At 72.6% G+C, this 13,228-nt stretch carries 13 protein-coding genes; 4 read left to right on the forward strand and 9 right to left on the reverse strand.

The features are described 5' to 3' along the window. Together IE98_RS45895 and IE98_RS0102030 are read right to left on the reverse strand one after the other, a co-directional pair. Positions 1-140 (reverse strand): acyl-CoA dehydrogenase family protein (locus tag IE98_RS45895; RefSeq protein ID WP_199922855.1); only part of this gene is annotated, 140 nt, incomplete at its 3' end. A 116-nt stretch (positions 141-256) separates the two neighbouring features. After that, positions 257-1,432 (reverse strand): LCP family protein, encoded by a 1,176-nt coding sequence (locus IE98_RS0102030; protein ID WP_030263045.1) that lies wholly within the window; start codon positions 1,430-1,432, stop codon positions 257-259. Positions 1,433-1,596: 164 nt separating this feature from the next. Here IE98_RS0102030 and IE98_RS0102035 point away from each other — a divergent pair, with 164 nt between their 5' ends. After that, positions 1,597-2,940, forward strand: a complete 1,344-nt coding sequence (locus tag IE98_RS0102035) for a UDP-glucose dehydrogenase family protein (protein ID WP_030263049.1) — start codon at positions 1,597-1,599, stop codon at positions 2,938-2,940. Between the two features lie 28 nt (positions 2,941-2,968). Continuing rightward, complete coding sequence (locus tag IE98_RS0102040) at positions 2,969-3,376, forward strand: CoA-binding protein (protein ID WP_030263052.1); 408 nt, start codon at positions 2,969-2,971, stop codon at positions 3,374-3,376. 24 nt (positions 3,377-3,400) lie between these two features. Here the strand turns inward: IE98_RS0102040 and IE98_RS0102045 are convergent, their stop codons facing one another. The 4 genes from IE98_RS0102045 to IE98_RS0102060 all read right to left on the reverse strand — a co-directional run bounded on the left by IE98_RS0102045 (position 3,401) and on the right by IE98_RS0102060 (position 7,210). Beyond that, on the reverse strand, positions 3,401-4,231 hold the full coding sequence (locus IE98_RS0102045) for a MerR family transcriptional regulator (RefSeq protein ID WP_030263055.1): 831 nt from the start codon (positions 4,229-4,231) through the stop codon (positions 3,401-3,403). A gap of 25 nt (positions 4,232-4,256) precedes the next feature. Beyond that, a complete protein-coding gene (locus tag IE98_RS0102050; protein ID WP_030263058.1) occupies positions 4,257-5,453 on the reverse strand; it encodes a dipeptidase in 1,197 nt (398 codons plus the stop codon). A gap of 75 nt (positions 5,454-5,528) precedes the next feature. Beyond that, a complete protein-coding gene (gene purE / locus IE98_RS0102055; protein ID WP_030263063.1) occupies positions 5,529-6,047 on the reverse strand; it encodes a 5-(carboxyamino)imidazole ribonucleotide mutase in 519 nt (172 codons plus the stop codon). Next, the gene (locus IE98_RS0102060; RefSeq protein WP_420706156.1) at positions 6,044-7,210 is read right to left on the reverse strand and encodes a 5-(carboxyamino)imidazole ribonucleotide synthase; all 1,167 of its coding nucleotides are present in this window, start codon (positions 7,208-7,210) and stop codon (positions 6,044-6,046) included. Before IE98_RS0102060 ends, purE begins: the two co-directional genes overlap by 4 nt. 199 nt (positions 7,211-7,409) lie before the next feature. Between IE98_RS0102060 and IE98_RS48850 the strand changes: the two genes are divergently transcribed. Next, on the forward strand, positions 7,410-7,946 hold the full coding sequence (locus IE98_RS48850) for a GtrA family protein (protein ID WP_052390026.1): 537 nt from the start codon (positions 7,410-7,412) through the stop codon (positions 7,944-7,946). A gap of 18 nt (positions 7,947-7,964) precedes the next feature. On the opposite strand, the gene IE98_RS0102070 is transcribed toward IE98_RS48850, so the two are convergent. Both IE98_RS0102070 and IE98_RS0102075 read right to left on the reverse strand, forming a co-directional pair. Beyond that, the gene (locus IE98_RS0102070) at positions 7,965-9,233 is read right to left on the reverse strand and encodes an ATP-binding protein (protein ID WP_030263069.1); all 1,269 of its coding nucleotides are present in this window, start codon (positions 9,231-9,233) and stop codon (positions 7,965-7,967) included. A 61-nt stretch (positions 9,234-9,294) separates the two neighbouring features. Then, positions 9,295-9,969 (reverse strand): response regulator transcription factor, encoded by a 675-nt coding sequence (locus IE98_RS0102075; RefSeq protein ID WP_030263072.1) that lies wholly within the window; start codon positions 9,967-9,969, stop codon positions 9,295-9,297. Between the two features lie 329 nt (positions 9,970-10,298). Here IE98_RS0102075 and IE98_RS0102080 point away from each other — a divergent pair, with 329 nt between their 5' ends. Further along, positions 10,299-11,804, forward strand: a complete 1,506-nt coding sequence (locus IE98_RS0102080) for a peptide MFS transporter (protein WP_030263074.1) — start codon at positions 10,299-10,301, stop codon at positions 11,802-11,804. Between the two features lie 236 nt (positions 11,805-12,040). Here IE98_RS0102080 and hutI read toward each other — a convergent pair whose 3' ends face one another. After that, a complete protein-coding gene (hutI, locus tag IE98_RS0102085; RefSeq protein WP_030263075.1) occupies positions 12,041-13,207 on the reverse strand; it encodes an imidazolonepropionase in 1,167 nt (388 codons plus the stop codon). Positions 13,208-13,228 lie beyond the last annotated feature (21 nt).

Here is a 13,228-nt window from a genome sequence, read left to right on the forward strand (position 1 = left end):
GGGAAACGGCCCTGCTCGTCGACCTCGGCCGCGAACGGGGCGATCTTCGCCTCGGCCAGCGACCGCACCGCGTCACGGAGCATGTCGTGCTCCTCGGCCAACCGGAAGAGGTCGAAATCCGCTCCGGAATTGCCCGCCATGTGCCTCGCCCCTCGCGTGGTTAATTACCGTTAAGTAGCAGTGTCGCCACTCATTCTAGGCGTGCCCCGCGATCCCCCGGCAGCGTGACATGCGCAACAGCCGGCCGCCGTGCGGCTCAGCGCACGCTGTCGCCGAGGGTGTCGCTGCTGGTGCGGTGCTCGGCCAGGTACTGGTCCATCCGGTCGTTGCGGACCGCCTCCCAGAGCGGGGCCGCCGCCGCCCGGTCGAGCAGCACCACGGACTGCCCGTCCGCGGTGGTGTCGAAGCCGCCGAAGGGCGCGTTCATGAAGCGCACGCCGTCCGCACGCAGTCCGCGCATGCTCCAGGCGAGCTCGTAGAGGTCGGAGTTGCTGAGCCGGTCGTCCACGCTGACCACGTCGCCGACGGCCTGCAGCAGGCCGGTGAGCCGGGCCGGGCTGCCGAGCGTGCCGGCGTTCATGGTCTGGATCATCAGGGCACGCAGGAAGTTCTGCTGGCGCTTGCTGCGGTCCAGGTCGCCGTTGGGCAGGCCGTGCCGCTCGCGGACGTAGAGCAGCGCCTCGGCACCGTCCATGTGGTGGGTGCCGGCGTCCCACTGGCGGGCGTCGCCGCGGGCCTCGATGGTCTTCGGGATGGTGATGTCGACGCCGCCGACCGCGTCGGTGAGCGCCCGGAAGCCGTTCCAGTCGATCACCGCGAGGTGGTCGATGCGGATGCCGGTGAGGTCCTGCACCGTCTCGACCATCAGCGCCGGGCCGCCCCAGGAGTAGGCCGCGTTGATCTTCGCCTTCCCGTGGCCGGGGATGTCCACCAGGGTGTCGCGGGCCAGCGAGATGATCGACGCGCTCTTCCGGTCGGCCGCTATGTGCAGCAGCATCATGGTGTCGCTGCGCTGTGCGCCGGCCTTCCAGGCGGGCGCCTTGGCCTCCTTGCCGGTGGTGGCCACGTCCGAGCGGGCGTCCAGGCCGACCAGCAGGAAGGTCGTGCCGGTGTTCGGCACGGCCGCCGGCTGCTGCTCGGCCGGCAGGGTGGGGAAGGCGCCGGGGATCCGGTCCACCGAGGACGCGTAGTGCTCCACCGTCCAGTACGCGGCGCCCGTCCCGCCGAGCAGCAGGGCGAACAGCGCCACCAGCGTCCAGAGCAGCACCCGGCGGGTGCGCCGCCTGCGCCGGCCCTCGCCGCCGCCGGACGGCGGGGCGCCCTCGGCGGTCCCTCCGTCCCCCTCGTCCGCCCCGTCCCCCTGCACGCCCTCGAAGAGGCTCAGCGGTGCCGGGCGCTCCCCCGCCGCTTCCTCGCGCTCCCTCGCTGCCATGCGCGCATTGTGCCGCTCCGTGCGCCCCCACGGGTCCGGCTCGGGATTTCGGCAACCCGGCCGTTATCGACGGGTTCGCCGCGCGGCCGGCCCCAGCTACCATCAGTGGCTGCGGCCGCCGGTCACCCCGGGCGGCCCGGCAACCTGGACTGAAGGGGAAGCACGTGGCCCTCCGCATCACGGTGATCGGCACCGGTTACCTCGGCGCGACGCACGCCGCCTGCATGGCGGAGCTCGGCTTCGAGGTGCTCGGCCTGGACATCGACCCGGAGAAGATAGCGTCGCTCGCCGCCGGCCGGGTGCCGATGTACGAGCCCGGCCTCGCGGAACTGCTGGTCAAGCACGTCCCCGGCCACGAGGGCTCGACCGGCCGGCTGCGCTTCACCACCTCGTACGAGGAGGTGGCCGAGTTCGGCGACGTCCACTTCATCTGCACCAACACCCCGCAGAAGAAGGGCGAGTTCGCCGCCGACATGAGCTATGTCGACAGCGCGCTGGACTCGCTCGCCGTCCACCTGACCCGCCCGACCCTGGTGGTCGGCAAGTCGACCGTGCCGGTCGGCAGCGCGAGCCGGCTGGCGGAGCGGCTGGCCGCCCTGGCGCCGGTCGGCGACCAGGCCGAGCTGGCCTGGAACCCGGAGTTCCTCCGCGAGGGCTTCGCGGTCGGCGACACCCTGCACCCGGACCGGCTGGTGGTCGGCGTGCGCAGCGAGCGCGCCGAGCAGCTGCTGCGCGAGGTGTACGCGACGCCGGTCTCCGAGGGCGTGCCCTTCGTGGTGACCGACTTCCCGACCGCCGAGCTGGTCAAGGCCGCCGCGAACTCCTTCCTGGCCACCAAGATCTCCTTCATCAACGCGATGGCGGAGGTCTGCGAGTCGGCCGGCGCGGACGTCGTCCAGCTGTCCAAGGCGCTCTCCTACGACGCCCGGATCGGCGGCAAGTTCCTCAACGCCGGCCTCGGCTTCGGCGGCGGCTGCCTGCCCAAGGACATCCGGGCGTTCATGGCCCGGGCCGGCGAGCTGGGCGCGGACCAGGCGCTGACCTTCCTGCGCGAGGTCGACTCGATCAACATGCGGCGCCGCTCGCGGATGGTCGAGCTCGCCCGCGAGCAGTGCGGCGGCGGCTTCCTGGGCCGCCGGGTGGCCGTGCTCGGCGCGGCCTTCAAGCCGAACTCCGACGACATCCGGGACTCCCCCGCGCTGAACGTCGCCGGGCAGATCCAGCTGCAGGGCGCCCAGGTCACCGTGTACGACCCCAAGGCGATGGACAACGCCCGCAAGATGTTCCCCAGCCTGTCCTACGCGGACTCCGCGCTGGAGGCCGTTCAGGGCGCCCACGTGGTGCTGCACCTGACGGAGTGGCAGGAGTTCCGCGAGCTCGACCCGGCGGAGGTCGGCGCGCTGGTCGCCGAGCGCCGCATCCTGGACGGCCGGAACGTGCTGGACGCGACCGCCTGGCGGGCCGCCGGCTGGACCTACCGGGCGATGGGCCGGCCCGGGGCGGAATGACAGCGGGCCGCCGCCGGTTGTCCCCGGCATGACGTACGGAGACGAGGCGACGGTCCGCAGGATCCTCCAGGAGTCGGGCGACACCTGGGCGGTGGTCGGCCTGTCCACCAACACCCGGCGGGCCGCGTACGGCGTCGCCCGGGTGCTGCAGCGGGCCGGCAAGCGCGTGGTGCCGGTCCACCCGAAGGCCGAGACGGTGCTCGGCGAGCAGGGCTACGCCACGCTCGCCGACATCCCCTTCCCGGTCGACGTGGTCGACGTGTTCGTGAACAGCGGCCTGGCCGGCGAGGTCGCCGACCAGGCCGTGGCGGTGGGCGCCAGGGCCGTCTGGTTCCAGCTGGACGTGGTGGACGAGGCCGCCTGGGAGCGGACCAGGGCCGCCGGGCTCGACATGGTCATGGACAAGTGCCCGGCCATCGAGCTGCCGCTGCTCTGACCCGCCGCCCCGGCGGCCCTCCCGCTACTCCACCGGCACCGCGATGTCGCAGACCGGCTCGCCGTCGGCGGCGGAGGACCAGTCCGCGAAGTAGACCTCGCGCGGGGCCGACACCACGGTGCGGTCCGCGGACTTCGCCCACTCGAAGACGGCGTCGTAGGCCGACAGGATCTGCGGGTAGGCCACCTGCGCCTTGGTGATGGTGGTGTACGCCTCGCGGTGCGCCGGCTCCGTCCGGTGGGCGTGCACGACACGGCCGGCCTGCGCGGGGTCGACCGGCACGCAGACCTCGACCGGTCCGTCGCTGTCCTCGCTGACCTCGCCGTGGTAGACCACGAACGGCGCCGCGGCCACCCCGCCGTACTCCCCCGCGGCCGCGACCAGCCGCCCGGTGGCCTCCGGGATCCACACCGGCAGGTCCTCCGGCCCGGCGTGCCGCTGCTCGGTGAGCACCAGCTGCTCCGGGGCCTCGCGCTCCTCGATCCGGTACATGTCCGATCTCCCTTCGTCTCCTGCCAGTCGGATGCGGAGGTGCGCCGCGAGCTCGCGCTGCGCCGCGATCCGGTGCTCGACCGACTCCCAGTACGCGGCCACCAGTTCGGCGGCCCGCGGACCGGGCGCGGCCAGCACCTCGGCCACGGTCGCGAGCGGCATGTCCAGCCCGCGCAGCCGGACGATCAGCCGGGCCGCCTGCAGCCGGTCCTCCCGGTAGTACCGGTAGCCGGTGACCGGGTCGACCCGGTCCGGCGGCAGCAGGCCCTGCCGGTCGTACAGCCGCAGCGCCTTGGCCGAGAGCCGGGCGCGACGGGCGAACGCTCCGATGCCGAGCAGTGATCCGTCCTCCACGTCCTCCACGCTCCCGTCTGCCCCAGGGGCAAGGTCAACCCCGGCCGTCGAGCTGTTCCAGGGTGGCGATGGACGGGCCGCGGACGGCCTGCAGCCGACGGGCCGCCGCCTCCGCCCCGCGCAGCACCCGGACGGCGTTGTGCCAGGTCAGCTTGGACAGGTCGGCCTCGGACCAGCCGCGGCCGAGGAGTTCGGCGATCAGGTTCGGGTAGCCGGCGACGTCGTCCAGCCCGGCCGGGACGAAGGCGGTGCCGTCGAAGTCGCCGCCGATGCCGATGTGGTCGATGCCGGCGACCTCCCGCATGTGGTCGAGGTGGTCGGCGACCGTGGCCGGGGTGGCGACCGGCCGGGGGTGGGCGGCCTCGTAGGCGCGCTGGCAGTCCATCGCGGCGGGCGTGGTCTCCAGCGCGTGGAAGCCGTGCGCGTGCATGTTCTCGTCCGCGGCCAGTGTCCACTCGATCGCGGCGGGCAGCACGAACTTCGGCACGAAGGTGGCCATCGCCAGACCGCCGTTGGCGGGCAGCGCGGCGAGCACGTCGTCCGGGACGTTGCGCGGGTGGTCGCAGACGGCCCGCGCGGAGGAGTGCGAGAAGATCACCGGCGCCTCGGAGACCCGGAGGGCGGCCCGCATGGTGTCGGCGGAGGTGTGCGAGAGGTCGACCAGCATGCCGAGCCGGTTCATCTCGCGGACGACCTCCTCGCCGAAGGCGGTCAGTCCGCCCGCGGCCGGCTCGTCGGTCGCGGAGTCCGCCCACGGCACGTTGTCGTTGTGGGTGAGCGTCAGGTACCGCACGCCCAGGGTGTGCAGGGCTCGCAGGGTGGCCAGGGAGCTGTCGATCGAGTGCCCGCCCTCGGCGCCCATCAGCGAGGCGATCCGGCCCTCGGCGCGGGCCGCCTCCATGTCGTCCGCGGTCAGCGCGAGGCGCAGCACCCCGGGGTAGCGCGCGGTCAGCGCGTGCACGAAGTCGATCTGCTCCAGGGTGGCGCTGACCGCCCGGTCGCCGGCGAAGTCGCTGCGCACGTACACCGACCAGAACTGCGCACCGACCCCGCCGGCGCGGAGCCGGCCGAGGTCGGTGTGCAGGCGGGCGCTCTGGTCGGCCGCGAGGTCGACGGCGTCCAGGTCGTAGCCGACCTGGGACCGCATCGCCCAGGGGAGGTCGTTGTGCCCGTCCACCACGGGGGTGTCGCGGAGCACGGCGCGGGCGCGGTCGAGCAGTTCAGGGGTCATCCCCCCGTTCTACACCGGCGTGCCCGCCGGGCCCGGGCGATCGGCCCGGGCGGTCGCCCGGGCCGGTCGAGGGGCTCAGCCCTGGTTGCCGGCCGCGCGGGCGCGGAGCTTCTTGCCCTTCTCGGTGGCCTGGGCGTTCAGCTCGGCCTGGAAGTCCACCATCCGCTCGGCGAGCTCCGGGTCGAAGGCGGCGAGCATCCGCACGGCCAGCAGGCCGGCGTTGCGGGCGCCGGCGATCGACACGGTGGCCACCGGCACGCCGGCGGGCATCTGCACGATCGACATCAGGCTGTCCATGCCGTCGAGGTACTTCAGCGGCACCGGGACGCCGATGACCGGCAGCGGCGTGACGGAGGCCAGCATGCCCGGGAGGTGGGCGGCGCCGCCGGCACCGGCGATGATCGCCTTCAGTCCGCGGGCGTGCGCCTGCTCGCCGTACGCCACCATCTCGCGCGGCATGCGGTGGGCGGAGACGACGTCCACCTCGAAGGGGACCTCGAACTCGGCCAGCGCCTGCGCGGCGGCCTCCATCACGGGCCAGTCGGAGTCCGAGCCCATGACGATGCCGACGAGCGGAGCCTCGGGGTTGGTCATTCGGTGATCGTTCCTCGCAGGTAGGCGGCCGCGTGACGGGCGCGCTCGCGGACGTCGTCGAGGTCGTCCCCGACGACGTTGACGTGGCCGACCTTGCGGCCCGGCTTCACGTCCTTGCCGTACATGTGGATCTTGAGGCCGGGGTCGCGGGCCATGCAGTGCAGGAAGGCGTGGTACATGTCCGGGTAGTCGCCGCCGAGCACGTTGACCATGACCGTCCACCGGGCGCGCGGGCGCGGGTCGCCGAGCGGCAGGTCGAGGACGGCCCGCAGGTGGTTCTCGAACTGCGAGGTGACCGAGCCGTCCTGGGACCAGTGGCCGGAGTTGTGCGGGCGCATCGCCAGCTCGTTGACGAGGATGCGGCCGTCCCGGGTCTGGAACAGCTCCACCGCGAGGTGGCCGGTGATGTCCAGGTCGCCGGCGATCCGCAGGGCCAGCTGCTGGGCCTCGGCGGCCAGCTCCGGGTCGAGGTCCGGTGCGGGTGCGGTGACCTCGGCGCAGACGCCGTTCTCCTGGACGCTCTCGACGACCGGGTAGGCGACCGCCTGGCCGCTGGGCGAGCGGACGACGTTCGCGGCCAGCTCGCGCAGGAAGTCGACCTTCTCCTCCGCCAGCACGGGCACGCCGGCCAGGAAGGGTGCGGCCGCCTCGGCCTCGTCGGCCACGACCCACACGCCCTTGCCGTCGTAGCCGCCGCGGACGGTCTTCAGGACGACCGGGTAGCCGGTGCCCTCCTCCGCGAAGGCGGTGACGTCGGCCGGGTCGGCGACGATCCGGTGGCGCGGGCAGGGCACGCCGATCGAGTCCAGCTTGGCCCGCATGACGCCCTTGTCCTGGGCGTTCACCAGGGCGTCCGGGCCCGGGCGGACGGCGACGCCGTCGGCCTGCAGCGCCCGCAGGTGCCCGGTCGGCACGTGCTCGTGGTCGAAGGTGATCACGTCGCAGCCGGCGGCGAAGCGGCGCAGCGTCTCCAGGTCCCGGTAGTCACCGAGGACGACGTCGGACACCACCTGCGCCGCCGAGTCCTGCGGGGTGTCGGCGAGGAGCCGGAAACGGATGCCGAGCGGGATGCCGGCCTGGTGCGCCATGCGCGCCAGCTGCCCGCCACCGATCACGCCGACCACTGGAAATTTTGCATTGCCCGCGAAAGTCACGCTGCCCAGGATATCCGGGCCGGTCGGAGCCGGTGCACGGGCGGTTCCCCGGAGGGCGGAGGGGAACCGGGCGCCGATGGGGCCCGTGGGAGCGAGTAGCCTGGTGGCCCGGGCCTTCGCCGCGCACGTGCGTACACGAGGCGCCGGTGAGCGCTGCGCCCCCGCGGGCACCTCTCGTCCTCCCGTACGCCACTCAGGAGACACCCGGATGACCCAGACCACCGCGACCCAGCCTTCGTTGGTGCAGCGCCTGCGCGGCATGTCCGACGAGATGATCAAGTTCGGCGTCGTCGGGCTGAGCGGTGTGGCGGTCAACTTCCTCGTCTTCTGGATCTGCATCAACGCCCTGGGCCTGGCCTCGATGCGCTCCAACGTGGCGGCGACCCTGGTGGCCATCGCCACCAACTACCTCGGCTACCGGTACTGGCTCTACAAGGACCGCGACGCGGCCTCCCGCAAGCGTGAGATCACGCTGTTCCTGGTGTTCAGCGGCATCGGCATGCTGATCGAGACCGGCGTGGTGGGCTTCTCCGACTACGTGCTGGGCCTGAACACGCACCTGGAGCTGATCGCGGCGAAGGTGGTCGGCCTCGGGATCGGCACGGTCTTCCGCTTCGTCTCCTACCGCACCTGGGTGTTCAAGGCGATGCCGGAGCTCGCCGAGCCCGAGGCCGCGGTCGGCCCCGAGGTGGTCACCGAGGCCGAACTGCTGCTGGCCACCGAGGAATCGCGCTACGTGAAGTGACGGCCGGGCCGGCCGCGCTCAGCGCTGCGGCTCGGCCCGTTCCTCGTCCGTGTCCCGGCCGCTGCCGAGGAAGAGGGCGAACACCGGGGGCCTGAGCGAGAGCAGTTCCAGGCGGGCGCCGTCCGCCTCCGCGAGGTCGCGGGCGACGGCCAGGCCGATGCCGGTGGAGTTGCGTCCGCTGACCGCCCGCTCGAAGACCCGGTTGCCGAGCTCGGGCGGGACGCCCGGGCCCTCGTCCTGCACCTCGGCCACGACCGAGGAGCCGGTGCGGCGGACCCGCAGGGTGATGTCGCCGCCGCCGTGCATCAGCGAGTTCTCGATCAGCGTGGCCATCACCTGGGCCACCGTTCCGGGCGTGCCGACCACCGTGGTGCCGCGCATGCCCTCCATCAGCAGCCGGCGGCCGGCCGCCCGCAGCGGTGCGCTCCACTCCTCGACCTGCTGCTTGAGCACCTCGTCGAGGTCGAAGGTGACGGCGGTCGGGCTGGCCGGGTCGCGCTGGTTGGTGAGCAGCCGCTGGACGACGTCGGTGAGCCGCTCGACCTGCTGGAGGGCGATGGTGGCCTCCTCCTTGACGGTGTCGGGCTCCTCGGCGAGCGCGGTGATCTCCTCCAGCCGCATGGAGAGCGCGGTGAGCGGGGTGCGGAGCTGGTGCGAGGCGTCGGCGGCGAGCCGGCGCTCGGCGGTGAGCATCCGGGCGATCCGCACCGCGCTGACGTCCAGCACCTCGGCGATCCGGTCGAGTTCGGGCACGCCGTAGCGGCGGTCGCGGGGGCGCGGGTCGCCGGACCCGAGGCGCTCGGCGGTCTCGGCGAGTTCGGTGAGCGGGCGGGCCAGGCGCTTGGCCTGCCAGACCGCGAGGGCGACCGCGGCCTGGACGGCGAGCAGGGCGACCACGCCGAGCAGCAGCAGCATGTTGCCGATCTCGTGGTCGACGTCCTCGCGGGACTGCTGGACGGTCACCTTCTCGCCGCTGGCGCCCTCCTCGGTGGCGGTCAGCGCCGGGCCGTCGACGGGCCGGCCGGCCGCGATGAGCGGCTGGCCGGGGATGTCGACGGTGACGAAGGAGCCGTCGGTGACCTGGGCGGCGAACTTCTCGCCGGTCACCGGCTCGCCCGCGGCGAGCCGGTTCTCGACCAGGCCGAGGACCCGGACGGCGGCGGCGTCGACCCGGTCCTCGGCGGCGCTGACGATGCTCTGCTTCTCGATGAGCGCCAGCGGGACGCAGAACACCGCGACCACCACCAGGACGACGCCCAGCAGCGAGTTGATCATTCTGCGCTTCACGCCGGGGAACGCCTTCGCTCAGGTCGGTGGTTCGGGTGCTGCTGCGGTGCGGGCGGCGGGGTCAGTTCTTCTCGAACCGGAAGCCGACGCCGCGGACGGTGGCGATGTAGCGCGGGTTGGCGGCGTCGTCGCCGAGCTTCTTGCGCAGCCAGGAGATGTGCATGTCCAGCGTCTTGGTGGACGTCCACCAGGTGGTGTCCCAGACCTGGCGCATGATCTCCTCGCGGGTGACCACCCGGCCGGCGTCCCGCACCAGGACGCGCAGCAGCTCGAACTCCTTGGCGGAGAGGGTGAGCTCCTCCTCGCCGAGCCAGGCGCGGTGCGACTCGATGTCGATCTTCACGCCGTGGGCGCCGGTGGTGAGCTGGTCCACGTTGCCGCGGCGCAGCAGCGCCCGGACGCGGGCCAGCAGCTCGGCCAGCCGGAAGGGCTTGGTGACGTAGTCGTCGGCGCCGGCGTCCAGGCCGACCACGGTGTCCACCTCGTCGGCGCGTGCGGTGAGCACCAGCACGGGGCAGCTGCGGCCGTCGGCGCGCAGACGGCGGCAGACCTCCAGGCCGTCCATCTCGGGCAGGCCGAGGTCCAGGACGATCAGGTCGACGTCCTCGGCGAGGCCCGCCGCCAGCGCGGCCGGACCGTCCTCGCGGACGAGCACGTCGTACCCCTCGCGACGGAGCGCGCGGGCCAGCGGTTCGGAGATTGCCGGGTCGTCCTCGGCCAGCAGCACACAGGTCATGGGGGTGATGGTAGTCCGCTCCGGTGATCGCAAGGTGCTGTGAACTGTTTCACAGAGCCGTGATCGTTACCTTTGCGCCGCCATGCCCGCGTCGAGAACGGCATCGGAGAGCGAGAAGCGGAGAATTCGGCATTCGATCTTCGTTTCGAAGGAAGATTTTCCGAGTTACCATCGAATGGACGAGCTGTAGCTGCCGGGACTTTACTCGGACAATACCGACGCCCGTGCACTTGTCATCAGATGTCATGCCTTGGCCCCCGTACAGTGGTCCGGTCCGCGCCCGCCGGCCACCCCTCGGCGGACGAACACAGGCAAGGAACCCACCACACATGGCGACTACCACCCTGGACGCCGGCATCCGCCAGGCCCCTTCCAGTGGCAAGACCTTCTTCGGGCACCCCCGAGGGCTCGCCACCCTCTTCATGACCGAGATGTGGGAGCGCTTCAGCTTCTACGGCATGCGTGCCCTGCTGGTGCTCTACATGACGGCCGCCACCACCGAGGGCGGCCTCGGCATGAAGATCGCCGTGGCGACGGCGGTGTACAGCGTCTACAACGCGATGGTGTACCTGCTGGCCCTTCCGGGCGGCTGGATCGCCGACCGCTTCCTCGGCGCCCGCAAGACCGTGGCGCTCGGCGGCACGATCATCATGATCGGCCACTTCATGCTGGCCGTGCCGGCATCGGCCGCGTTCTTCACCGGCCTCGGCTTCATCGCGCTCGGCTCCGGCCTGCTCAAGGCCAACATCTCCACGATGGTCGGCCACCTGTACGACGGCCCGAACGACCCGCGTCGCGACGGCGGCTTCACGATCTTCTACATGGGCATCAACCTCGGTGCCTTCGCCGCCCCGCTGGTCATCGGCACCGTCGGCCAGAGCGTCAACTGGCACCTGGGCTTCGCCCTCGCCGGCGTCGGCATGGCGCTCGGCCTCGGCCAGTTCCTGCTCGGCACCCGCCACCTGGCCGCCGCGAGCGACCTCGTGTCCTCCCCGATGCCGGCCGACGAGAAGCGCGCCGTCCTCCGCAAGGCCGGCCTGTGGCTGGCCGTCGCGGTGGCGTTCTACGCCGTCGTCGTGCTGAGCGGCCGCTTCACCATCGACTGGGCGATCTGGCCGCTGTCGATCGCGGGCATCGCGATCCCGGTGTTCGTCTTCGCCCGGGTGAAGCGCGACAAGGACCTCGACGAGGCCGAGCAGTCCAAGATGAGCGGCTACATCTGGTTCTTCGTGGCCGCCGCCGTCTTCTGGATGATCTACGACCAGTCCGGCTCCACGCTGAGCGTCTTCGCCGACGACAGCACCGCCTCCACGCTGTTCGGGTTCGCGTTCCCGTCCAGCTGGTTCCAGTCGCTGAACCCGCTCTACATCATGGCGCTGGCCCCGGTCTTCGCCTGGCTCTGGGTGGCGCTGTCGCGCCGCGGCAAGAACCCCAGCACCACCGTGAAGTTCGCCATCGGCCTGCTGATGATCGGCGCGTCCTTCCTGGTCATGATGCTGGCGATGGCCGCCGCCGCGGGCGGCGTCAAGGTCACCCCGCTGTGGCTGGCCGTGGTCTACCTGGTCCAGACGGTCGGCGAGCTGACCCTCTCCCCCGTCGGCCTCTCCGTCACCACCAAGCTGGCCCCGGCGAAGTACGCCAGCCAGATGATGGGTGTCTGGTTCCTCGCCGTCACCGCCGGTGACTGCGTGGCCGCCATCGTCCAGCTGGTGCTCGGCGACGCCACCGGCACCACCTGGTACTTCGCCCTCCAGGGCGTGGCCGCGATCATCGCCGGCATCGGCCTCGCGATGTACCGCAAGAAGGTCGTCCGCCTCATGGGCGACGTGCACTGACGCACCCGGCCCCCGCGCAGCGGCCCGGCACGGACCATCCGTGCCGGGCCGCTGCCGTACCCCGCCGACCGGCGGGGTCCTCCCCTCCGGAATCCCCCCGGTCGGCGGTTGTCCGCGGCGGGGCGAACCGGAAAAAATGGTCCCGACCAGGGCACAACCCTGCACGGAACGAGGGAGGGCGCGGATCGCGCCCTCCCTTTCCCGTCCCCGCCGGAGCGCCGACGGCCCTGCCGGCCTCAGACCTCGCGCACGCCGTTGCGCCAGACCGCCGCGGTCAGCGGCACGCCGGGCCGGTACGCCAGGTGCACGTGCGAGGGGGCGTCCAGCAGCAGCAGGTCCGCGCGGGCGCCCACGGTGACCGTTCCGACGTCCGTCCGGCGCAGCGCCCGGGCACCGGTCGCGGTCGCCGCGTGCACCGCCTCGTCCGGGGTCATCCCCATCTCGCGCACCGCCACCGCGATGCAGAACGCCATCGAGCTGGTGAAGCTCGACCCCGGGTTGCAGTCGGTGGAGAGCGCCACCGCCGCGCCCGCGTCCAGCAGCCGGCGGGCGTTCGGGTACGCGGCGCGGGTGGAGAACTCGGCGCCCGGCAGCAGCGTCGCCACCGTGTCCGAACCGGCCAGCGCGGCCACGTCCTCGTCCGTCAGGTGGGTGCAGTGGTCGGCCGAGGCCGCCCCCAGCTCCACCGCGAGCTGCACGCCCGGGCCGTACGACAGCTGGTTGGCGTGCACCCGCGGCACCAGGCCGCGGGCCGCGCCCGCGGTGAGGACGGCCCGCGCCTGGTCGCCGTCGAAGGCGCCGCGCTCGCAGAAGACGTCCACCCACTTGGCGTGCGGGGCGCAGGCGTCCAGCATCTCGCCGGTCACCAGCTCGACGTAGCCGGCCGGGTCGTCCGCGAACTCGGGCGCCACCACGTGGGCGCCGAGGTAGGTCGTCTCCGGGGTGTGCCCGGCGGCGATCCGCAGCGCCCGGGCCTCGTCCTCGACGGTCAGGCCGTAGCCCGACTTGCACTCCACCGTGGTGGTGCCCTGGCGCAGCGCCTCGCGCAGGAAGCGGGCGAGGTTGGCGTCGAGCTCGGCGTCGGAGGCCGCCCGGGTGGCGGCCACCGTCGTGCGGATGCCGCCCGCCGAGTAGGACTGTCCGGACATCCGGGCGTTGAACTCGGCGGTGCGGTCGCCGGCGAAGACCAGGTGGGAGTGCGAGTCGACGAAGCCGGGGAGCAGGGCGCGGCCGGCCGCGTCGAAGCTCTCGTCCGCGGCGGGGGCGGCGGCGGCCGGGCCGACCCAGGCGATGCGGTCGCCGTCCACCACGACGGCCGCGTCCTCGACCAGCCCCAGCGGGCCCGCGCCGATCCCGGGGTCGTTGGTGACCAGACTGCCGATGCCGGTGATGAGGGTGCTCAACGTGGTCCTTTCACGAGGGGG

The sequence above is a fragment of the Streptomyces sp. NRRL B-24484 genome, from assembly GCF_000717715.1.
Classification (GTDB): domain Bacteria; phylum Actinomycetota; class Actinomycetes; order Streptomycetales; family Streptomycetaceae; genus Kitasatospora.